Raw genomic sequence first — 23,131 nt, 5'->3', positions numbered from 1 at the left:
CATCGAAGTGGGGGTATGCCGTGTGGGCCGGGTCGGGGTGGCGCCGCGGGGTGCGCGGCGTGCGCCGGGTCCGCGGCGTCATTGCCATGGGTTCTTGGTCGCCGAGTCCCGGCCGTTCGCGCCGGTGCAGGTCACGGTCACCCCTTGGTCCGGATAGCCGAGGAACTTGCCGGAGTTGTTGCCGCCGTTCGTCGGCCGGTGCGTGCCGGCGGTGCCGTCGTCGGGCTGGGACCAGCCGCTCACCGAGCAGCTGATGGCTCCCTCGAAGTTCTGCAGCTCGTAGCCGATGTGGTAGCAGTTCGTGCCGCACTCCTTGCCCTGGTAGGGGTCGAAGCAGCCCGTCGTGCCGCACCGGGTGCCGTGGTAGACGCTGACGACCTTCGGGTTCGGCTTCGGGTCGGTCGTGCCGGACACGTAGGCGGTCCACGGGCCGGGGCCCGAGTCCTGGGCGATGGCCCGGACGCGGATCTTGCGCGTCGTGGAGTAGCCCAGGCCGCCGAACGTCGTCGAGTGCGTGCCGGCGTCGACGGTCTGGTTGCGGTCACCGTCGATCTCGTAGCCGGTGATCGGGCGGCCGTTGTTGGCGGCGGTGCCCCACGAGAACGTGATGCTGTTGTTGTCGTGGCTCTCGCGCAGGTTCGGCACGCCCTGCGTCGGACCGTACGGGTGCACCCGGATGGCGTTGGACATCGGCGAGCAGTAGCCCGCCGAGTTGCAGGCCCGGATCGCGATGGTCCTCGACGTCGTGTCCAGCGGCCTCGTCGTCCCCGCCGACGGGCAGCTGCCGCCGGAGCACGGGAACGAGCCGGTGACGCCGTCGGTCGTCCAGTGGATCCGGTCGTAGGACGCGGCGTGCGCGCTGCCGACCCGGAACGTGACGTCGATCGTCTGGTCGGCCCGCGGCGTCGACGCCGTGAGCAGGGTCGGCGTGTCGGGGTAGCCGTTGGCGACGTAGGACGCGAAGTTCGCCTTGTCGGACGTCGCCGGGCCGCCGTTCGTCGCCGTGACGGTGTACTCGACCTTCTGCCCCTCGTAGGGGATCGTGTCGCTCGCCGTGCGGGACTCGCCGCCCGAGCGGGTCGCGATGAGGTTCCAGGCGCCGCCACCGGTGCGCCGGTAGACGTCGTACCGCGTGATCGGCGGACCGTTGGGGTCGGTGGCCGGCCAGGAGACCGACACCTGCGCATTGGTCTCGCCGGGCACCGGGGTGCGCGGTGAGAGCGCCGGCGCCGGCACGTTGGCCGGCTTGCCGAACGACTGCGCCTTGACCGTCGGACCGAAGGGTCCCCACCCGGCGCCGTTCTTGGCCTGGACGCGGATGTTGTACGCGTCGTCGTTGATCAGGCCCGAGAGCACCTTCGTCAGTGCCGGCGCCTTGACCGGCACCGTGCCGCCCGAGCCGGCGCTGGCGCCGATGTCGGTGTACTGGACGCGGTAGTCGGTGACGTCGCTGCCCTCGTTGGGCGGCATCGTCCAGTTGACGGTGAGCTTGCGGTCACCCGGCACGACGTTGGTGATGACCGTCGCCTTGGGCTTGGTGTCGGGGCGGACCGTGTTGCTCCGCGGGCTCTCGTCGGACCAGCCGACCGCGTTCTGCGAGCGGACGGTGAAGGAGTAGTCCTTGCCGTTGGTCAGGCCGGTGATCGTGCACGGCGAGCTCGTGCAGATCTGGCGCACCTCGCCGCCGTTGGCGATGACCTCGTACTGCGAGATCGGCAGACCGCCGTCGTAGGCCGGCGGGCGCCAGTCGACGCGGGCGGTGCTGCCGAGGATGCGGTCGGCGACGGCCACCGGGGCGTCCGTCGGGTCCGGCTTGCTGCGGACCGTGACCGTGACCTGTCCGATGGCAGCCGGGCGACCCGGGGCGTCGAGGACGCGCAGCGAGATCTTCGTGTCGTTGCGGGCCTTGTCGGACGCCGAGACCGTCAGCTGGCAGCCGCTCACCGACGCCGTGACCCCCACGCCCGAGACGACGCTCGACTCCTGCACCGAGCACTGGGGCGCGGTCAGCGGGCTGTCGAGGTACTGGGCGATGTTGACGGTGCGGCTCGTGCCGGCGATGAGGCCCTCGACGGTGATGGGGCGCAGCGTCGCGATCGGGGGCGCGCTCGTGACGCGGACCTTGATCTTGAACGTGTCGGCGCCGCCCTTGGCCTTGATGGCGACCGCACCGGTCGTGCCGGCCTGCGCGGCGGCCTGCGCCTTGAGGATGACCTGGCGGCCGCCCTGCCCGACCTGCGAGAGGTCGACGCGGTCGGCGGCCGGGTCCCACGTCGCCTCGTAGGCGGCGGCGCCGGCATCGAGGCCGTCGGGCAGCCATGCGTGGCACAGGCGCGGGATGTCGAAGGTGCGCGAGGGGCCGTCGGCCGCGAGGAGGACCTCGTGGTCGGGGCAGCGCAGCACGGGCACGTCGGGTCCGATCTGGACCGGGATCGTGACGTACGTCTTCTGCGCGGCCTTGTCGCTGGGTCCCGTCGAGTTGGTCACCTCGAGCATGAGCGCGGCCGGGCCGACGTAGCCGTTCGTCGAGGTGAGCGTCAGCTCGGTCCCGGACGTGACGGCGGACTGGAGGTTCTCGTCGGGCGAGGTGGACACGGTGTCGGGCGAGGTGACCGACACCTTGCCGCCGCGCGGGTCGATGACGTAGTCGCCGAGCGGCACCTTGACCGTCGAGTCCGCACCCATCTTCACCGTCTTGCCCGACACGACGTAGGGCTGGCCGTTGTTGCCGGCCGGGACGTAGATGAGGGCCATCGCCTGGGCGCCGTCGGCGTCCTCGATGACGTAGGGCACGACGCGCGCCTGCGGACGCAGGGCGATGCGCAGCTTGCGGCCCTCACGGGTCACGCCGTCGCCGTAGAACTTCACGATCTTCAGCTGGGACTGGTCGCCGTCGAGGTCGCGGTCGTTGGCGAGCGCGTCGACGACGATCGAGGTCTCGCCGGGCTTGGCGGAGCCCGTGTCGTCGACCGCCGTCGGCGGGTTGTTGAAGTCCTTCTGCCCGCGGACGGTCAGGGTCGACTTCGACGGGTCGAACAGGCCGTTCGTGATGCCGTAGGTCAGGACCTTGGCCGGACCGACCTCGGGCACGACGACCTTGAAGGAGTCGTCCTTCTGGCGCGAGAACTGCTTGAGGACGTCGGCGTCGTTGAGGGTCGAGAGGTCGACGAACGAGACCGAGTCACCGGCGGCGATGAGGTCGTTGGACAGGACGTCGGCGCGGACCGTGCGGCCGGGAGCGGCCACGACGTCGTCCTCGACGGCGACCGGCGGCTGCGGGTCACCCGGCTGGACGACACCGACGCGCACGAAGCCGTCGCTCGTCCCGCCGAACCGGTCGCGCAGCTGGTAGCGGATCACCTCGGTGCCGGCGCTGCGCGGGTAGGCCTCGTAGCGGATGGTCGCCGCACCGAAGCCGACGACGCGGCCGAACTTGAGGTCGACCGTGCCGCTGTCGCCGCCGACGATGCCGCTGACGAAGGTCAGGTCGCCGTCGGGGTCGACCCCGCTCGTCGGCACCGTGATCGACAGGGTGTCGCCGGCCGTGACGCTGGCACTGAAGCTGCGCGCCTGCGGCGGCTGGTTGGGGTACTTCACCGAGTCGGGCAGCGGGTTGACGGTCACCGTGATGCGACCGGTCTGACCCCGCGAGCGAAGGCCCTCGGGGTAGGTCGTGTACTCGAGGATGGCCGTCTTGGGCCCGGTCATGGGGCCGACCTCGGGGACGTAGCGCACGACGGTGCCCGACGCGAAGGCCTGGCCACCGCCGGAGAGCACGCGGACCTGCGGCGCGAGCTTGAGCGGGATGCCCTCGCTCATCGAGTCGTTGTCGAGCGCCGGGATCGTCACGGCGTCGCCGACGCGGACCGTGGCGAGGTCGTCGACGACGGTCGGCACCACCTTGTCCTTGGGCTCGGGCTTCTGCACGACGGACAGCTGGCCGACGGCGGTCTTCGTGCCGTCGGAGATCGTGTAGCGCACCGATCCCTGACGGGTCTGGCTGCCGCTCACCGGGGACGTCGCCTGCACCCGGACCCAGCGGCCCTGGACGATCGACACGCGCAGCCACGCCTGCGAGGTCTCGACGCGCTGGACGACGAGGACGTCGCTGCGGGGGCTGTAGTCGTTGGACAGGACGTCGGCGATGACCGGCGTCTGACCCCGCACGACGGCGGCGTCGGGGGTCGCGACCGGCGGGGCGTCGTTGTTCTTGTCGGGCAGGATGTCGACGCGGATCCGTCCGGTGGCGACGCCAGCACCCACCTGGGCGGTGTACGTCACGACAGAGGTCCCGGGCGTCTGGCCCGTCACGGTGACGACGCCGGTGTCGAGGTTGGAGTCGAGCTGCAGCTGGCCCGGACCGCGGACCGCTTGCGCGAGACGCATGCGCGCCTCGGGGTCGGTGGGGTCGGCGCCGGCGATGTCGTTGCCGAGCGGCTGGAGCTGGACCGGCTTGCCGACGACGGCGCGCACGACGTCGGGCTGGGTGCGGGGACGCACGGGCTTGGTGTCGTCCTCGCTCAGCACGTCGAGGCCGACCGAGGCCTGGGCGGTGCCGCCGCGACCGTCGTCGACGACGTACTTGGCGATCTGGTCGCCCTTCTGGCCCTGGGCCTTGATCGTCAGAGCGCCGGAGCCGTCGACGCCCGTCGTCTCGACGTCGACCGGCGTCACCTGGATCGGGTCGTTCTCGGCGTCGCGCCAGTCGGCGACGACGCCGACCCTCACCGAGCCGTTCGCGACGACGGGGTAGGACGACTGCGCGAGACGGGCCTGCCCGGCCCGCAGCTTGGGAGCGGAGTTGACGTCGTCGGTGACGATCTTGACGGTCACCTTGGCGGTGGCACGGCCGTTCTTGGCCGTCGTCCCGTTGTTGACGGTGTAGCTGAAGGAGAAGCCCTCGGAGCGGACCTCGTCGGGCACCGTCACCTGGACCGTCTGGCCGTCGGCCGACGGGGCGGCGGTGATGCCGGCGACGTCGGGCTGTGTCACGTCGCCGGGCGAGATCGCGAGGATCGAGCCCTGGCTGTCGGAGTCGTTGTCGAGCACGTGGAGGGTCGAGGTCCGGCCCGGTCGCACCTGCATGACGTCCGGCTGCGCCTTGGGCGGCGTCCGGTTCTGCTGGTCGTCGAGGAGGTTCTCGTCCTTCTTCTTGTTCTTGTCGTCGGTCTGCGGCGGCGGGATGACCGAGTTCCAGTTGTCGATCTTGACCTTGTCGCGGTCGATGTCCCAGACGTCGCCGGAGTCGAGGTCGTTGAGCACGATGAGGCCGCGGTTGACGCGCAGCTTGACGCCGTCGGTGCGCACGCCCTTCTTCATCGCGCCGAGGTCGACGGTGTCGGCGTCGGTCGGCGAGCCGCAGTTACGGCCGTAGTAGACGTTGGACGGCCCGGCCCACGCTGCGTGGATGCAGCTCGCGAGGCGGACGGGTGCCGAGAGGAGCAGCTGCTGGCCGGGTGCGCCCTGGCCCAGCTTGACGCCACCCGTGGTCGGGCCGTCACCGGTCAGCGACACCTGGGCGAGCTGCGACTCGTCCTGGATGAGGACCGAGGCGGCGTCGGGGCCCGGCTGCTGCAGCGCCGCGAACGCGGGGTTGCCGGGCTCGGCGCCGCCGATCGACAGCTGCTGCGGCTCGGACAGGGCGTCGGAGTAGAGCTTGCCGGTGCCGGAGTCCCAGACGACCCAGTGGCTGCCGACGGCCGTGACCTGCGCCGACTTCGAGGAGAACTTCAGGTCGGTCGTGACCGGCTTGTCGAACTCCGTCTTGCCCTTCTGCCGCAGGACGGTGAGCGTGCCCTTCGCGGCCGAGAGGGCGTAGACGGTGCCGTCGACACCCACCGCCACGGCCGCGTTGGCGCCCACCTTGGCGACCGGCTTGGCCTGGGTCTGCAGTCCGTCCAGTCCGCTGACCCCCGAGCGCTCGTCGACGCGCTGGGCGCGCAGCTCCCCGGTGGCGGGGTCGATCATCGCGATGCTGCCGCCGCGGAGGTCGAGGGGCGGCGTCGTGAAGACGCGGTTGCCGGTGGCCGTGCTGGCCTTGGGCAGCAGGACGGCCTGCTCGGACCGCAGGGTGCCCTCCGACGGGCTGATCGGGACGACCTGGTTGCTGGCCCGGGTGTAGCCGACGACGGCCGCGCCGTCCTGAAACATGTCGAGCCCCGAGCTGGCACCCACGTCGGCGTAGACGCCGGCGTCGAGCTGGCCCGCGGCCTTGTTGATGCGCCCGAAGCGGGACTGCTCCGAGTTGGTCACCCAGATGCCGCCGTCGTTGAGGTCGGCCTTGCGGACCATCTCACCCTCGCTGCGGGTCGCGAGCCAGACGAGCAGGCTCGCGACGAGGGCGACGACGACGGTGGAGATGACCCCTATCCGTCGCTTGGTGGCGGCGGTGCTCATGCGTTCCCCTGTTCGGCGACGACCTTGCGGCCGTCGACCCTCTTCTCATCGGCGGTGCTGGTGTGGGTGTCGGCGCCCTGGGCGCCGAGCCGCTCGTCGAGGAGGGCGAGGTCGCCCTCGGTGACGAGCTTGGTCGAGAGCGCGTGCTCGACGAGACGCGCCTTGCGGTTGGTCGCGAGCTTGCCGACGCCGCCGTGCAGGCCGCGCGTGCCGGCGTCGGCGAGCTTCTGGCAGACGTTGTCGAGCTTGCGGTTGAAGCGGGTGAGAGTCCAGCCGAGGCGGTCGGCGGCAGCGGCCGAGGAGGGTATCTGGCTCGTACCCGCTTCCCGGCGCAGGAGGAACGGCTCGCAGAGCGCGACGACGAGCAGCTTCTGGTCGGGGGTGAACGACACGCGCCCGACGGTGGCTGCGCCGACCTCGTCGTCGGCCTCGTCGTCGAACCCTGCGGCGGGGTCGGCCGTGACGGACCGGAAGGCCGGGCTCGCCACGTGGATCTCGAAGTCGTAGGTGGTGGGGCCGGCGGTGAACCAGACGATGAGCTTCTTCATCGCGAGCGGGATCTTCGCGCCCGGGTTGAGCCAGGCCTGGAAGAGGCCCTGCTCGTCGGCGACCGTCGCGGTCAGGGTCGAACCGGTGTTGCTGATCCACCAGAAGCCGTTCTCGAACGAGACGACGAGGAAGGTGCGGTGCAGGTAGGGGTTGTCGTCCACCTCGACGTCGCCGGTGCGACCGATGGTCAGCCCGGTGTCGGGTGACACGGAGTACTCCTCGCCGCAGAACACGACGGTCACCTTGCTGTGGATCACGATCAGGTCCCCTAATCCCTGTCGACACGCCCGCTACTGGCACTTCGCGGTCAACGATGTCCAGTCGTGCGTTGTTACGGAGTCTTGTGGTGGTTTGGTGGTTTCGGGGTCGAGGCTGCCGCGACGACCGCGCGATGTCCACCCGCCGGCATACTCAGACGTTCGGCGCCACGCCTCACTGCGCGGTCTCGCACTGGACGTCGGAGCCCGGCGAGACCTGGCCCGACCGGGACACGCGGACCGTGGCGCACACCTTCGTGCCCTTGGCCGCCTTGACCGTGTAGCTCCGGGTCGTGACCGAGACGAGCTTGGAGCGCTCGGGGTTCCCGGCGTCGGAGGCGGTCGGCGCGTAGGACAGCCGGAAGGTGTCCTTCTTGTCCGGTTGCGGGTAGTTCCACGTGAAACCGACGCTCCCGGCGCCCGACCTCGCGGTGACGGTCGGCTTGTCGAAGACGCCGTCGCCGATGGCGCTGTCGTCGCCCGGCATCGAGACGGTCGCGCTCGGCGACGGCAGGGCGGGTTCGGGCGCGTCCCCCCAACCTCCACGCAGCAGGAGGAACACGACGAGACCGACGAGCACCACGACCCCGGCGGCCAGGCCCCACAGCACGGGGGGCTTGGACAGCGGCGAGACCGGCGGCTGCGCCGGAGCCGGAGCCTCCTGCGCCCCGGCGGCGCCGGCGGCGCGACGGACGGTCGCCTCCTCCGAGGAGTCCGACCCCAGGGGCGCCGTCTGGCTCGTCACCGGGTCGGTCGCGGCGGCTGGGCGCACCGGCGCCGCCGAGGGTGCCGGTCCGGCGCTCGGCACCGGGGCCGGTGACCACCGCTGCCCACCGGCGTCGGACCGGCGACGGGTCTCGCCGTCGGGCATGGTCGGCGACGGCCCGAGCGGCTGCGCGACGACCGTCTGCGGCGCCTTGATGCGCGTGCGGTCCTCGTCGTCACCGCCGCGGCCCGTCGGCGAGCCCTGCGTCTGGCTCACCAGGGTCGTGTGGCCCTGCTCGTCGAGCACGACGATCGGCGTGCGGTTGAGGCGCTGCTGCTGCTCGACGGCCTGGAGGGCGCGCGCGAACTCCAGCGCCGACGCGGGACGGTGCGACGGGTCCTTGGCCATCGCCTGCGCCAGCAGGCGCTCGAGGCCGGCCGGCACGTCCGGGCGCCCGGTCGCGGGCGGTGCGGTGCTGCGGATCCGCGGCATCAACGCATACGCGGAGTTGTCGCCCCCCGGCACCTCGAAAGGGGAACGCCCGACGAGGAGCTGCCACAGCGTGGCCGCGAGGGAGTAGACGTCGGAGCGCTCGTCGCCGTTGCTCTGGCCGTAGAGCACCTCCGGCGGCGCCCACGGCACCGAGACGCCGACGTCGTCGGTGGCCTCCGGCTCGACGTCGCCGTCGCGCGCGCCACGGCCGGCGATGCCGAAGTCGGTCAGGCCCGGGGCGCCGTAGGCGCTGATGAGCACGTTGGCCGGCTTGATGTCGCGATGCGTGATGTGGGCCCGGTGCGCGGTCTCGACGGCACTCGAGAGCTGGATGCCGGTGCGCAGCACGTCCTCGACCGAGAAGCGCTCGGCGCGCGCCCGCATCGCGAGGTTGGGCGGCGGGTAATACTTCATGACGAGGTACGGACGACCGTCGTCGGAAGTGCCCGAACGGAACACCTGCACGATGTAGGGGTGGTCGCCGAGGGCGGCCATCGTGTCGGCCTCCTCGACGAACTGCTGGCGCAGCGCGTCGGTCAGGCCCTCGGGCTTGAGCACCTTCACCGCGACCGGCATGCGAGGGCTCTGCTGCTCGTAGAGGAAGACGTCGGCGTAGCCGCCCGACCCGAGCGGCTGGACGAAGACGAGGCCCGGGATCTTCGGGGGCGCACCCTTCTTCACGACGCACCTCCGGCCGCGGGTCGGGGGTGGACGGGCGTGCGGGTCACAGGGCCGCCTCGAAGGTGAAGGAGACCTCGTCGGCCATGGACACGCGCGACCCGGCCTCGAGGACCTGCTGGTCGTTGGCGCGCAGGCGCATCGGACTCTCGCCCGGCAGCGTCACGGTGGTGCCGTTGGTCGTGCCGAGGTCGCGGATCAGCACGTGCCATCCCTCGAGGATGACCTCGACGTGGTTGCGCGAGATGTCGCGCTCGGGGCTCGGCACCTTGACGACGTGCGGCCGGTCGTGGGCTGCGAGGCCGTCACCGAGCCGTGGCGCGCGGCCGAGCAGGACGCTGCGGTCGAGGGTGACGACGTCGCCCGTCGACAGGCGCAGCACGCCGAGCGGCGGCCGCGGCATCGTGAACGGCTCCTGCGGCGGGATGCTCGAGCCGCACACCCGGCAGCGGTCGCCGTGCGGCGGCGTCGGGTGACCCGCCGAGCACAGCACGGCCAGCACGCTGGGGCCCGAGAACGTCTGGTTCTGCGCGGCGTTGCGCGCCTCGAGCAGCGCGCTGCGGTCGACGGTCAGCTCCGTCTCGTCGTCGTCCGCTGCGGGAGCGGCGTCGACCACGGGAGCAGCCGGGGTCGCCGCGGGCGCCGTGGTTGCCGAGACCGGCGGGGCCGGCGGTGCCGTGGGCAGCGAGATGGGCACGTCGAAGCTCGGCTCCGTGGGCGACTGCACCGACGGGGCGTATGCCGCGGGCTGCGCGGGTGCCGATGGCGCGGCGGGTCCCTGGGCAGCCTGGCCGGTCGGCGGCGCAGGTGAGGCAGGCGCAGGCGAGGCAGGCGGCGGGCCCATGGAGATGAGCGGAGTGGCCTCGGGCGCCCGGGCGCCGGGCGGCGGGGTGTTCATCGGTGGCAGCAGGCTCGGGGCCGGGGGCGGTGTGTGCCGCCCCGAGAAGGTCGGCACCTCGGGAGTCACCTCGGGCCGGGGCGCCGCAGCCGGAGCGGGGCTCGCCCACGGGACGGACGAGATGAGGCCGCCCTCGGACGTCTCGGGGAGCAGCGGTGCCGACGGAAGGGGGCGCTCGGGCACCTCGGGGACGGGCGCGGCATTCGTCACAGGCACGTCGGGCACGTCGGTGACGCTCGGGACCGACAGGTGCTCGTCGTCGTGGGCGGAGTCCTCGTCGTCCGGCTGGGTCAGCTGGGCGAGGGCCTTGCGATGCTCGTCGGCCGTCGTGGTGTGACCGAAGAGGTAGTCGTAGCTGGGCAGCGCTGCCGCCGGCTCGTCGTCCGACTGGTCATCCGTGCCGGCGACGCCCGGCGGGCCCGGGGCGGGTGACAGTGACGTGGCGGATGCCGGCGCGGCCTGCGCGGGCGCGGCGGCCGGGGCTGCGTCCTGCTCGAGCAGGGGTCGGGCGGCCCAGGTCGAGTCGACGTCGCGCGGCTCGGCCGCAGGCAGGTCGCCGGCCACCGGCACGGCGGGCACGGCGGGCACGACGGGCACGGCGGGCACGGCAGGCACGGCAGGCACGGCGGGCGCGGCGGGCGCGGGAGAGGACGGAGCCGGCTCGGACCGAGCCGGCTCGGGTACCTGCTGCTGCACGGGCGTCGTCGCGGACGGCGCGGGAGAGGACGGCGCGGCGGGCGCGGGAGAGGACGGCGCGGCGGGCGCGGGAGAGGACGGCGCGGCGACGGGCTGGGGGGCGGCCGCCGGAGGTGCCGCTGCCTCGAGCTCATCGGGCTGAGGTGCCTCGGGCTGACCTGTCTCGGGCTGCGGAGCCTGCCCCTGGGGCGTCGTCAACGGCGCGGCAGCGGAAGGTCCGCTCGTCTGCGGGTGCAGCGGCGTCGTCTTCGGCGTGGCGCGCACGGGCGCCGGTGGCGCGGCGGCGGTCCACGCGCGCAGCGCCGGCGCAGCCGCAGCCGCAGGAGCAGCGGGAGCAGCAGGAGCCGGCTGGGCGGCGGGGACGGTCGGCGGAGGCTCGTCAGTGCTCGGCGGCTGAGACGTGGTGCCGGCCTCGGGGGGTGCCGCCGGGGTGTCGCGGCGGGCCCAGCTGCGGTCCCACGGCGAACGGCCTGAGTCGTTCGAGCCGGCAGGGTCGCCGGACGCGCCGGACGCGCTGGGCTCGTCGGCGCCCGCGGCACCAGACACTGCGGCGGCCCCGGCCGATCTCGAGACGTCCCCGAAGGTCGGGATGCCGGCACCGACGGGGCGGGCGTCCGGCACCTCGTCCGAGGCCCCGTTCGAGGAGTCTGCGGTGGAGTTGTCGGTGGAGTCTTCAGACGAGCCGGCAGGCGGCTGGGACGGGGGCGCCGTGCCCGGTTCCACCGACGAGCCGGGGGCGGACGAGGCCGGGCCAGCGACCACGTCGGCCGGTTGGTCGAGCGGGTCGTGCTGGTCGTGCTGGTCCGTCGGCGCGACGGCGTCCGGCTGGCCGGCAAGGTCGCCCGCACGGTCGGTGGACGCAGCGGAGGCCGCGCCTCCTGAGCCCTGCTGCACGGCATCGGAGCCCGCAGGACCTCCCGCGAGCCCCTGGGCCGGCACCGGCTGGGAGCGCTCGGACTCGTCGAGCACGCGCAGGACGACGCGCTCGGGGTGCTCGGGCAGGTCGAGGTCGGTCCAGACCTTGCTGCTCGTGGCCCGGACGTCGTGCTCGGTGCCGTCGGTGAGGGTCACGAGGGCCGACACCGGGCCGAAGGCCACGATGCGGGTCTGGGGCTGCCAGTGCACGCCGACGAAGTGGTGGGCCTTGCGCATGCCGCCGGCCGTCAGCACCTCGACGACGTCGTCGATGTCGCCGCCGTCGGCCGCGTCGCTCGCGGCGATCGTGCGCTCGTCGTCCTCGTCGAGGCCGATGAGCAGGTGCATGCCGGGGCCCCCGATGTGCGTCCACCCGTCGGGGGCCCGGTCGACAACAACGGACGGGCCACTCACGTCTACGACCTGCTCTCCCCTGATGAGCCGTTCACGTTCTCGCGCGGGGTGGTGTCCTCGTCGACGTCGGAGTCGGCGTCCTGCCCCTGCACGGCGACGACGATAGCAGTGACGTTGTCGCGGCCCCCGGCCTCGACACCGCGTCGCACGAGCGCCTCCGCGGCGGCCTCGGCGTCGGGGTGGTCGGCCAGGACGGCCTCCATCTCCTCACGCGTCAGCTCGTTGGACAGGCCGTCGGAGCAGATGACGAAGACCTCGCCCGGGTAGGGCGGGAAGACCCACGTGTCGACGACGCCCATGGGGTCGCGGCCGAGCGAGCGCGTGACGACGTTGCGCCCGGGGTGCCGGTGGGCCTGCTCGGGGGTGATGAGCCCGCGCTCGACGAGCTCCCACACCTCCGAGTGGTCGACGGTCACCTGGGACAGGCGTCCGTCGATGCAACGGTAGACCCGCGAGTCTCCGATGTTGAAGACGGCCCAGTGCCGCGAGCCGCCCACCGAGACCAGGGCCAGCCCGGCGATGGTCGTGCCCATCCCGGTCTGCTCGGGGTGGCGTGCGGCGGAGCCGAGGATGCGCCGGTTGGCCTCCTCGACCTGGGCGACGATGTCGCGCACCTGGATGACGGGACGGTCGGCGAGCTCCGCCACGGTCTCTGCGGCGATGCGGCTCGCCACCTCGCCGGCGGCGTGTCCGCCCATCCCGTCGGCGACGGCGTAGACGGTGCCCTGGGTGATGGCGGTGTCCTCGTTGTGCTGGCGGACCCGGCCCACGTCGGTCGCGAGGCCGACGGAGATCGCCGGAAGAGCGCCGCTCATGCGTCCGTTCCCGAAGCCGTGCCTGCAGCCGTGTCCGCAGCGTCCGCCGTGGCCGGCGCGGGGGGGTCGCTCGAGGAGTCAGCCGCGTCGTCGCTCCAGGGGGTGACCCGGACCGTCGTCAGGACCTGCCGGATGAGCTCGTAGTCGTCCACGGCATCCGGTCCGCCGACCGCGCCCGTCAGCTGGACGACGTGGGCACCGGCGTCGGGCGACCCCGAGCGCACGAGGTGGAAGAGGTTGGCCTGCAGCACCGTCTCGACGTCGGCGTCGGGCCAGGTCGCGTCGCACCCGACGAACTGCGCGCCGCCCAGGTCGGCGGCATACGGCTCGGAGACCGTGCCGCCCCGGGAGGTGGCCAGCGAGGCGATCTGCTCGAGCGACTCCTGCACGTCGAACTCGGGTCCGCACGACGAGATCGTGACGAGGACGTTGGGCGCGAAGCCGCCCTCGCGCGGCAGCCGGGCGGCCATCGTCGTGCCCGGCGCGTGCGCGGGCTCCCATCCGTCCGGAACCTCGAGGGCCACCGACGGCTGGCCCGGGAAGTCGGCGCTCGGATAGGCGAGGGTGCTCATGGGCTCGTTCCTTTCGGTCGTTCCCGCAGGGGTCGGGGACGGCGCGGTCAGTCAATCATTCACGAGATGCCGTGTCAGATCGGCCGAGGCGCCGTCTCGGGACGGTGGCGGCATGGGAACGAGGTGGTGCCGAGCGTACGACGACGGCGGCACCCTCGCGATGGGGAGAACTCCCCACCCGCGGACGCCGACCGGCAGCGCTCGGTCCGCGCTCAGCACGCGCTCAGTCCGCGCTCAGTCGGAGGACCGAGCCGCCCACCAGGCGAGCAGCCGCTCGCGCGCGGCGTCCTTGCCGATGGGACCGTCGTCGAGGCGGACCGACAGGAGGAAGTCGTAGGCCTCGCCGAGCACGGGACCCGGCCGGATGGCGAGCGCCTCGGCGATCTCGTTGCCGTTGAGCTCGGGGCGCACGCTGGCGAGCTCCTCCTCCGCGGCGAGCCGCTCGATGCGCTGCTCGAGGTCGTCGTAGGCACGCGAGAGCCGCTGCGCCTTGCGGACGTTGCGGGTCGTGCAGTCGGACCGGGTGAGCCGGTGGAGGCGGGTCAGCAGGGGCCCGGCGTCGTTGACGTAGCGGCGCACCGCCGAGTCGGTCCACTGGCCGTCGCCGTAGCCGTGGAAGCGCAGGTGCAGCTCGACGAGGCGGGCGACCTGCTTGGTCGTGTCCTTGTCGAAGCGCATCGCCTTCATCCGCTTGCTCGTCAGCTTGGCGCCGACGAGCTCGTGGTGGTGGAAGGAGACACCGCCACCGTCCTCGAAGCGCCGGGTCGCCGGCTTGCCGATGTCGTGGAGCAGGGCGGCGAGGCGCAGCACGAGGTCGGGCCCGGGCACGGACTCGGGCGGTCCGCCGGCAGGACCCTCGAGGGCGATGGCCTGCTCGAGCACGATGAGCGAGTGGTCGTAGACGTCCTTGTGGCGGTGGTGCTCGTCGAGCTCGAGGCGCAGGGCGGGCAGCTCGGGGAGGAACACGTCGGCGAGGCCCGTGTCGACGAGGAGCGTGAGCCCGAGCCGCGGACGGGGTGACAGGAGCAGCTTGGTGAACTCGTCGCGTACGCGTTCGGCCGAGATGATCGAGAGCGTGCCGGCACGCTCGGTCATGGCCGTGCGCACCTCGGGCGCGACGTCGAACCCGAGCTGCGAGGCGAAGCGGGCGGCCCGCATCATCCGCAGCGGGTCGTCGGCGAAGGACTCCTCGGCGGCCGCCGGCGTGGTGAGCCGCTGCTGCACGAGGTCGGGCAGGCCCCCGTGGACGTCGACGAACTCGAGGCCGGGCAGCCGGATCGCCATGGCGTTGACGGTGAAGTCGCGGCGCACCAGGTCGCCCTCGAGGGTGTCGCCGAACATGACCTCCGGCTTGCGGGACGAGCGGTCGTAGGTGTCGGCGCGGTAGGTCGTGATCTCGATGACGTGCTCGCCCTTGCGCAGGCCGATGGTGCCGAACTCGCGGCCGATGTCCCAGTGGGCGTCGGCCCAACCGCGGACCACCGCGAGGATGTCGTCGGGGCGCGCGTCGGTGGTGAGGTCGAGGTCGGGCGAGACGCGTCCGAGGAAGGCGTCGCGGACCGGTCCGCCGACGAGGGCGAGCTCGTGCCCGGCGCCCGCGAACCGCTCGCCGAGCTCGGTCAGCATCGGCAGGACGGGGGCGAGTCGGGCGACGGCGGCGCGCAGCAGCGGCAGGCCGGCGTCGGCGGGCTGCTCGCCGTCGGGGGCGGGCGTGTCGGGTCGGTCAGGCACGCGCCCAGCCTAGTGAGCGGTGGGCGCGGCCCCGACCGCACCGGCGGGCGCCCCGTGTTGCCGTCGCGACGACAGGATCGCCCATGGCCCCGCCCGTTATGGTGGCGATGTGAGCGCCCTGCCCGTCCCGAGCCCCGTGCCGGGCAGGCGCCTGCCCGCGGTCGAGGAGCGCTCTGCCGGGGGCATCGTCGTGGACGTGCGCGAGGGCCTGGCCCTCATCGCCGTGATCGCCCGTCGCAACCGGGCCGGCCGCATCGAGTGGTGCCTGCCGAAGGGACACGTCGAGCCCGGCGAGACGCTCGTCGAGACGGCCGCGCGCGAGGTCGCCGAGGAGACCGGCATCGTCGGTCGGGTGCTCATCGAGCTCGGCACCATCGACTACTGGTTCGCGACGTCGAACAAGCGGGTCCACAAGTTCGTGCACCACTACCTCCTCGAGGCCACGGGTGGTGAGCTCTCCATCGAGAACGACCCGGACCACGAGGCCATCGACGTCGCCTGGATGCGGCTCGACGAGGTGCACCGCAGCCTCACCTTCCCCAACGAGCGCCGCATCGCACAGGCGGCGTGGAACCGGCTGGCGGGGACGGCGTGATCCTTCGAGGGTCGCGGCGTCCGGACACGAGCGGGCGTCGCGTGACCCGCCTCGTGCGCAGCCTGACCACCACCGTGACGACACTCGCCGCCGCAGGCCTCTCGGTCGGTCTCTCGGTCGGTCTCTCGGTGGGTGGCAGCGTGGCCGGCGCCGCGCCCGCCGTCGCCGTCCCGATGACGTATGCCGTCACGCCGGTCGCGCAGGCCACGGCAGCCGCGCACGGGCCCGCGGTCACCCCCGCCAAGGACGTCGCCGTCATCGTCCTCGCCACCCTGTCGCCCGCGGTGGTGGGTCCGGGCAAGGACGTGACGATCACCGGTACCGTCACGGCCCCGCTGACGGGTCCGCTGTCGAGCCCCGAGCTGCGGGTCGTGCGGGGCGACGTGACGGTCAACGAGCGCGCGGCTCTCGACGCCTGGGCGTCGGGACGCACACCGACCGCCGGCCGCACCGTCGAGACGACGACGCTGCCGACTGTGGCCGCCGGGCAGAGTCGGGCGTTCAAAGCCACCGTGCCGTGGCAGCAGCTGCGCTCCGACGAGGCCTTCGCCGCGCTGCCGATCTCGGTCGAGGTCGTCCAGGAGGGGGCGAGCGAGCCGACCGGCCGGACGCGCACCTTCATCGCGTGGAACGGGCGCAAGGAGTACGTCCCGCTCAAGGTGGCGACCGTCATGCCGGTGACGCTCGATCCCGACGTCGACCTCTTCGCCCGCGACGACGCCGCACGGGAGGCCGCCTGGCAGCGGGCCATCGGACCCGACTCCCGGGTGGAGCGCATCGTCGAGGGCACCCGGGAGTCCCGGGTCGACCTCGCGGTCGACCCGTCCGTGCTCGGACCCGACACCGGCACCGACGCCACTCCCGGCGGGAGCACTCCGACCCCGACCCCGAGCGGCACGACGTCGACCACACCGACGACCCCCAGCACGACGACCCCCGGCACGACGACCCCCGGCGGCTCTGGCACGTCTGGCACCTCGGGCACCCCGGCGCCGACGACGTCCGGCCAGGCGACGCCCGCCCCGACGGGCACGGGCGGCCAGCCGTCCGGGGCCGCCGCCGCGATCGCCCGCCTCGGTGACGGGCTCGTGACGCAGCTGCACGGTCGCAGCGTGTGGGCGCTGCCCTACGCGGACGCCGACATCGCGGCCACCGTCGGCATCGACCCCGCCAACACCCTCGTGCGCGACCTCGTCAGCCGTGCCACCACCCTCGCCGCTCGACTCGGCCAGCCGGCCCGCGCCGACATCGTGTGGCCGGTCGACGGCCTCCTGCCGACCGGACGCGAGCAGGGCATCAAGAAGCTCCTGTCCGGCACCTCCGTCAAGAAGCCCGCCGGGATCGTCGTCAGCGCTCCCGCCGTGACGAAGGGGACGGCATACACCCCCACCGCGCGGCGGGTCACGAGCGCCGGGACCCGGCTGCTCGCGTACGACCCCCGCCTGTCGGCGCTGCTGCCCAAGCGCAGCGACCCCAGCCCGGTCCTGTCCGTGCAGCGCTACCTCGCCGAGACGCTCGTGCTGCTCGGCGAGCGGGCCGGCACCCCCCGCTCCGTCCTCGTCGCCGCCCCGCGCACCTACGACCCGGACGCCGCCGCCCTCTCGACCTTCCTCACCGCCACCGCGAGCGCGCCGTGGCTCGAGACCGTGGGCGCGGCCTCGCTGCTGTCCGACGACGGCACCGACAAGGCCGTCCCCCAGACGAAGCCCACCACGCCCGTCGCGTCCGCCGCCCCGCGCCCGGTGCTCACGGCGAGCCGCCTCACCCAGCTGGCCGAGCAGCGCGACACCCTCCTCAGCGTCTCGTCGGTGCTGCGCGACGGCGCCGAGTTCGAGCGCACCTACCGCGAGGTCCTCGACGAGCTCGGCAGCGCCCGCTGGCGGTGGCAGCCGGCGTCGTGGGTCAAGCTGTCCGCCTCCGTCGCCAACGACATCAAGGCCGCGACGCGGGCGATCCGCGTCGTGCCGCGCACGAGCACGATCAACCTGCTCGCCGAGAACGGCACGCTGCGCATCACCGTCGAGAACGGCCTCGACTACACGGTGGAGGACATCCGGCTGCGCCTCGTGCCCGACAACCCGCGCATCCGGATCGTGGAGCAGCCGGCGCCCGTGACGATCGGTCCGTCCTCACGCACCAACGTGCCCGTCGAGGTCGCCGCGGTGGCCGCCGGACGCGCCGAGATCCGCGCGTTCCTCACCACGGCCGACGGCACCCAGATCGGCTCGCCGGCCTCCATCCCGGTCGCCGCCAACCCGCTCGACAGCACCATCTACTGGGTCGGAGGGGTCCTCGTCGGCCTCGTCCTGCTGGCCGGTGTCATCCGCGCCGTCGTCAAGGGAACCTCGCGCGTCGACGAGATCGCCGACATCGAGGCGGTCACCGCGGCACACGAGTCTCTCGGCGGTGCGGACGAACGGGATGGCGCCTGACCCGCCTAGGATGGGGGCCGAGCCACGCATGCACGCACGGCCGGACGAGGGGAGGATGACGCACGTGCAGGGAGTCGGACCCGGATCGGTCCTCGGCGGCCGCTATGCCGTCACACTTCGCACTTCCGAGGGCGCCCACCACGAGCGGTGGCGTGCCAACGACCACACCCTCGAGCGTGAGGTCGTGCTCGTATGCTTCCCCGCAGCGGCCTCGGTCGCGGCCGCCGCGCTCGACGCGGCCCGGCGCGCCGCCGGCATCGAGGACCCTCGCCTCGTGCGCGTCCTCGACGTCGGCACCGACCAGGGTGTCGGCTTCATCGTCGAGGAGCCGCTGACCGGCGCCGTGCCCCTGTCGCACCTCCTGCAGAGCGGCGGCCTCGCCGCCGACGAGGTGCGCCGGCTCACGGGAGAGGCCGCCACGGCCCTCGACAAGGCCACCCACCGCGGCCTGCACCACCTCGCGCTCTCACCCAGCTCCGTGCTGCGCATGCCCGACGGCGCCGTCAAGGTGCGTGGCCTCGCCACCGAGGCCGCCCTCACCGACGCCGACCGGCTCTCCGACGAGCGGGCGTCCCGCGCCGACGCCGTCGGCCTCGTCAAGATCGCGTATGCCGGCCTCACCGGTCGCTGGCCGATGGTGGCCGTCGACGACGGGCTGATCCCGGCGGGCTCCCCCGTCGGTCTCGAGCCCGCGCCGACCATCGTCGGCGGGGTCGCCGCGCCGTCCGAGATCGCCGTCGGCGTGCCCAACGACCTCGACCTCATCTGCCGCATGACGCTGGGCAGCGGGCGACGCGGCCCGGTCTCCCCCGGCGACCTCGCCCTGCAGATCGCCCCGTGGCCCGCCGAGATGGCCACGTCCGACGGCGCCACCGGCATGCGACTGCGGGCCCGTGACGACCGCGAGTCGCTCGAGCCGACGCGGGTCATGCCCTCGATCGGTGCCGGCGTGGGCGCGGCCGGCATCGCCGGAGCCGCGGCAGCAGGCGCTGCAGGCGGCGACGGTGGGTCCGGGGTGGGCGGCGCGGGCGACGGCGGCCAGCACGACACGGTCTTCTTCGACCGCGTTAGCGACGAAGGCGCCGACCGGTCGGTGACCACCACGCAGGCGTCGGGCGAACGGCTCCCGGGCGGCATCGCCGCTGCCGGAGCCGCGGCGGCCGGAGTGGCCGGCGCCATCGGCGACCGGGTCGGCTCGTTCGCCCGGGCCGCGGCCGACAAGGCGGCCGCGCGCGCCGCCGAGCGTCGCGCCTCGCGCGACGGCGACCTCGACGACTTCGACGGCGAGGACATCGGCCTCGTCGACGCCCTCGACGAGGCCCCCACCACCCGCCTCGAGCCCCCCGTCCCGGTCTTCGGCCGCGACGCGCCCGAGGCCCCCAGCGGCACCCAGTCCCGCATCGCCCTGGCCATCGTGGGCGTGCTCGTCATCGTGGCGCTCGTCATCGGCGTCAGCAACGTCATGAAGATCGGGCAGCACGACGGCTCGGCCGCCCCGGCGGTCACAGTCACCAAGACGCGCACGCCGAGCTCGACCGCCGCGCCCACCCAGACCACGCAGGCACCGCCGACCACCACCGAGGCACCCCCCGCCGCACCCGTCTCCGTCGTCGGCGGCAAGAGCTTCGACCCTGAGGACGGCAACGAGGCCGACCAGAACGTGAAGCTCACCTACGACGGCGACCTCAGCACCGAGTGGCGCTCCCGCTGGTACGGCTCCGCCACCTTCAACGGCAAGAAGGACGGCGTCGGGGTCCTGCTCGACCTCAGCGCCCCCACGGTCGTCAAGGAGGTCGAGCTGGTGCTCGGCGCCGAGCAGGACGTCACCGTCTACGTCACCGACTCCGGGTCCACCGACTCGCTGGACGGTGCGCAGGAGGTCGGCTCCAAGAAGGGCGCCCAGGGCACCGTCGTCATCAAGGCCGGCGGCGATCTCAAGCCGGCCAGCAAGGTCCTCGTCTTCGTGACCAAGGCCGCGCCCGCCGAGGCCGCGAACCACTACCGAGCACAGATCAGCGAAGTGACGGTGCGCTGACCGTGAGCTCGGGGGACGCCGCCCCGGTCGCCGACCTCAGCGACCGGGAGCTGCTGGCACTGCACGTCGACGGCGACGACCATGCCTTCGCCGAGCTCTTCCGTCGGCACAAGGACCGGATGTGGGCCGTCGCGCTGCGCACCGTGCGCGACCCGGAGCTGGCCGCCGACTGCGTGCAGGACGGCTTCATCGCCGCCTTCCGCCGTGCCGACTCGTTCCGCGGCGAGGCGGCCGTCACGACCTGGCTGCACCGCATCATCGTCAACGCCTGCCTCGACCGGCTGCGACGGCGCAAGCCGACGGCCGAGCTGCCCGAGTACGAGCTCGCCGACCGGCACGACCACCACGCCTCCACCGAGGTGCGCCTCGACATCCAGGAGGCCCTCGCCAAGCTGCCCGAGGGACAGCGGGCGGCGCTCGTCCTCGTCGACATGCACGCCGTGCCCGTCGCCGAAGCCGCCGTCATCCTCGGTGTCGCCGAGGGCACCATCAAGTCCCGCTGCGCGCGCGGACGGGCAGCACTGGCCCAGCACCTCGGCCTGACCCCCGGGGTCCGGCCGGTCGAGGCGGACTGACCGCAGCTCGGCGCAGCACCAGCAGGCCGGCGCCGCGATCCCGCCGAACGATGATCCCGCCGAACAATGGTTGAATCCGGTGGAACCCGACGGCCACAGGGGGCCGTCGAAACCACGGCGACCGGCATACCCCTGCCTGCCCGTACGACCACTGCACGCTCTGCCCGAAGGACCACATCGGTGGACGAGTCCGCGAACCCCCCTGAGCCCGACCACGAGCCCGACCACGAGCCCGACCACGAGATCGACCACGAGATCGAGGACGACGCGCCCGAGCCGCGCCTCGACCCGGCCACCGAGTCCCGCGTGCGCTCCCTGCTCGCCGACGCGTCCGACCCCGGCCCGATGCCCGACGCGGTGTCCGACCGCATCGAGGCGGCGCTGCTCGAGGCCGCCCGCCTGCGCGTCGACCCCGGGCCGCTCCTCGCCACCAGGTCTGCGGCGGGCTCCGACGCGACCGGGAGGACGGGACACCCGACGGGGGGCGGCACGGTCCTTGCGATGCCCTCACGCGCCGAGCGGCCCAAGCCGATCTACCTCGCCGCTGCGGTGGCCGCGGCAGCCGCTGTCGTCGCCGTGGGGGCCTCGGCCCTGCACGTGACCAAGCGGCCCAACGGCGCCGCGGTCGTCGGCGACACGTACAGCTCGGTGGCCGGCGCGACGCCGTCGAGCCCGCCGCCCACGACGACCGGGCTGCACATCCAGCTCAGCACGACGGCATACTCCGCCGGCACGCTCGCCGCCCAGGCACGGACGCTGCTCGACCACCCCGGTGAGCAGATCCGCGACCTCGCCGCCGAGTCGCCGGGCATCGGTCCCATCGCCACCCCCATCGGTCTCGAGGCCTGCCTCGAGGAGATCGGGGCGCTCGACGGCACCGACCCGGCGCCCGACGCCGTGTCGGCCGACGTCGCGACGTTCGACGGGCGCCCCGCGGTCGTCGTCGTCGTGACGCGGGCCGGAGCGAGCACGGTCTGGGCCGTCGAGCGCAGCTGCACGACCGGTGCTCCCGGCGTGCTGGCCAGCGCCACGCCGGTCCCCTGAGCCCCACAGGCCCCTCTCGGCCCTCTCGGCCCTCTCGGCCCTCTCGGCCCTCTCGGCCCTCTCGGCCCTCTCGGCACGGCCGACCCGCGACACCGGGCGCCACGCGCCGGGCCGCTCCGCCGCTGACGGGCGCGGGAACAACGACCGCCTAGGATCGGTTGAGGCCTATGCGGCTCGCCGCTCCCGCCGTCCCGGCTCGTGCCGGTGCGCGGACGGGAGGCAGAGCGGGTCCCGAGAGCGACACGAGAGCGTCACGAGGAGCAGCACACATGTCCACTACGGACACCGTCCGCAACGTCATCATCATCGGCTCCGGCCCCGCGGGCTACACCGCCGCCGTCTACGCCGCCCGCGCCAACCTCGAGCCCCTCGTCTTCGAGGGCGCCGTGACCGCCGGTGGCGCGCTGATGAACACCACCGAGGTCGAGAACTTCCCCGGGTTCAAGGACGGCATCATGGGCCCGGACCTCATGGACGGCATGCGCGCCCAGGCCGAACGCTTCGGCGCGCAGCTGATCACCGACGACGTCACCGCCGTCGACCTCACCGGTGAGGTCAAGACCGTCACCGACGGCGAGGGCACCGTCCACCGGGCCCGCTCGGTCATCCTCGCGATGGGCTCGGCCTACCGCGAGCTCGGCCTGCCCCGCGAGAAGGAGCTCTCCGGCCACGGCGTCTCCTGGTGCGCCACCTGCGACGGGTTCTTCTTCCGCGACCAGGACATCGCCGTCGTCGGCGGCGGCGACTCGGCCATCGAGGAGGCGACCTTCCTGACGAAGTTCGCCCGCACCGTCACCATCATCCACCGCCGCGATGCCCTGCGCGCCAGCAAGATCATGGCCGACCGCGCCCACGCCAACGACAAGATCCGCTTCGCCTTGAACTCCGGGGTCGCCGAGATCCACGGCGAGGGCAAGCTCACCGGCGTCACCCTGCGCGACACCGTCACCGGCGAGACCCGCGACCTCGAGATCACCGGCCTGTTCGTCGCCATCGGCCACGACCCCCGCAACGAGCTCGTCACGGATGTCGTGGACACCGACGACGCGGGCTACGTCCTCGTCGACGGCCGCTCGACCCGCACCAACGTCCCCGGCGTCTTCGCCTGCGGCGACCTCGTCGACCACACCTACCGCCAGGCCATCACCGCCGCCGGCTCCGGCTGCGCCGCCGCCCTCGACGCCGAGCACTACCTCGCAGCCCTCGAGGACACCTCCACCCCGGCCGAGGCCGCCGCCGAGGCCGCCGTCATCGACGAGACCGACTCGGGCGAGATCCCCAACCCGCGCGCCACCGTCGGCGCCGACGCCTAACCTCGGGCCCACGCCCAG

Annotated in this window: 13 protein-coding genes; 6 read left to right on the top strand and 7 right to left on the bottom strand. The window is 73.2% G+C overall.

Going from position 1 to position 23,131, the window contains the following annotated elements; translation table 11 throughout:
- Positions 1-78: 78 nt before the first annotated feature.
- From IEY30_RS05005 to IEY30_RS04975, 7 genes are all read right to left on the bottom strand, one after another.
- A complete protein-coding gene (locus IEY30_RS05005) occupies positions 79-6,396 on the bottom strand; it encodes an Ig-like domain-containing protein (RefSeq protein ID WP_043416697.1) in 6,318 nt (2,105 codons plus the stop codon).
- Positions 6,393-7,202, bottom strand: a complete 810-nt coding sequence (locus tag IEY30_RS05000; RefSeq protein ID WP_030197695.1) for a hypothetical protein — start codon at positions 7,200-7,202, stop codon at positions 6,393-6,395. Before IEY30_RS05000 ends, IEY30_RS05005 begins: the two co-directional genes overlap by 4 nt.
- A gap of 175 nt (positions 7,203-7,377) precedes the next feature.
- Positions 7,378-9,081 carry a serine/threonine-protein kinase gene (locus IEY30_RS04995; RefSeq protein ID WP_030197690.1) on the bottom strand — a complete coding sequence of 568 codons (1,704 nt, stop codon included), beginning with the start codon at positions 9,079-9,081 and terminating at the stop codon, positions 7,378-7,380.
- Positions 9,082-9,124: 43 nt separating this feature from the next.
- On the bottom strand, positions 9,125-12,001 hold the full coding sequence (locus tag IEY30_RS22110; RefSeq protein ID WP_156035239.1) for an FHA domain-containing protein: 2,877 nt from the start codon (positions 11,999-12,001) through the stop codon (positions 9,125-9,127).
- Between the two features lie 2 nt (positions 12,002-12,003).
- Complete coding sequence (locus IEY30_RS04985) at positions 12,004-12,816, bottom strand: PP2C family protein-serine/threonine phosphatase (RefSeq protein WP_043416695.1); 813 nt, start codon at positions 12,814-12,816, stop codon at positions 12,004-12,006.
- The gene (locus IEY30_RS04980) at positions 12,813-13,388 is read right to left on the bottom strand and encodes an LpqN/LpqT family lipoprotein (RefSeq protein ID WP_030197677.1); all 576 of its coding nucleotides are present in this window, start codon (positions 13,386-13,388) and stop codon (positions 12,813-12,815) included. Before IEY30_RS04980 ends, IEY30_RS04985 begins: the two co-directional genes overlap by 4 nt.
- A 234-nt stretch (positions 13,389-13,622) precedes the next feature.
- A complete protein-coding gene (locus IEY30_RS04975) occupies positions 13,623-15,119 on the bottom strand; it encodes a CCA tRNA nucleotidyltransferase (protein WP_030197674.1) in 1,497 nt (498 codons plus the stop codon).
- 109 nt (positions 15,120-15,228) lie between these two features.
- Between IEY30_RS04975 and IEY30_RS04970 the strand changes: the two genes are divergently transcribed.
- From IEY30_RS04970 to trxB, 6 genes are all read left to right on the top strand, one after another.
- Positions 15,229-15,714 (top strand): NUDIX hydrolase, encoded by a 486-nt coding sequence (locus tag IEY30_RS04970; protein ID WP_030197670.1) that lies wholly within the window; start codon positions 15,229-15,231, stop codon positions 15,712-15,714.
- 41 nt (positions 15,715-15,755) lie between these two features.
- The gene (locus IEY30_RS04965; protein ID WP_229674846.1) at positions 15,756-18,146 is read left to right on the top strand and encodes a DUF6049 family protein; all 2,391 of its coding nucleotides are present in this window, start codon (positions 15,756-15,758) and stop codon (positions 18,144-18,146) included.
- Between the two features lie 55 nt (positions 18,147-18,201).
- A complete protein-coding gene (locus IEY30_RS04960) occupies positions 18,202-20,181 on the top strand; it encodes a protein kinase family protein (protein WP_030197662.1) in 1,980 nt (659 codons plus the stop codon).
- 2 nt (positions 20,182-20,183) lie between these two features.
- A complete protein-coding gene (gene sigM, locus IEY30_RS04955) occupies positions 20,184-20,756 on the top strand; it encodes an RNA polymerase sigma factor SigM (RefSeq protein WP_030197659.1) in 573 nt (190 codons plus the stop codon).
- 180 nt (positions 20,757-20,936) lie between these two features.
- Positions 20,937-21,800 carry an RsmA family anti-sigma factor gene (locus tag IEY30_RS04950; RefSeq protein ID WP_030197654.1) on the top strand — a complete coding sequence of 288 codons (864 nt, stop codon included), beginning with the start codon at positions 20,937-20,939 and terminating at the stop codon, positions 21,798-21,800.
- Positions 21,801-22,069: 269 nt separating this feature from the next.
- Positions 22,070-23,113, top strand: a complete 1,044-nt coding sequence (gene trxB / locus IEY30_RS04945; RefSeq protein WP_030197651.1) for a thioredoxin-disulfide reductase — start codon at positions 22,070-22,072, stop codon at positions 23,111-23,113.
- Positions 23,114-23,131 lie beyond the last annotated feature (18 nt).

Origin of the sequence: Terrabacter tumescens, assembly GCF_014646815.1 — a bacterium.
In the GTDB taxonomy this organism is placed as follows: Bacteria; Actinomycetota; Actinomycetes; order Actinomycetales; family Dermatophilaceae; genus Terrabacter; species Terrabacter tumescens.
Note: the sequence above shows the minus strand (reverse complement) of the source record. Positions and strands in the feature narration are given on the sequence as shown.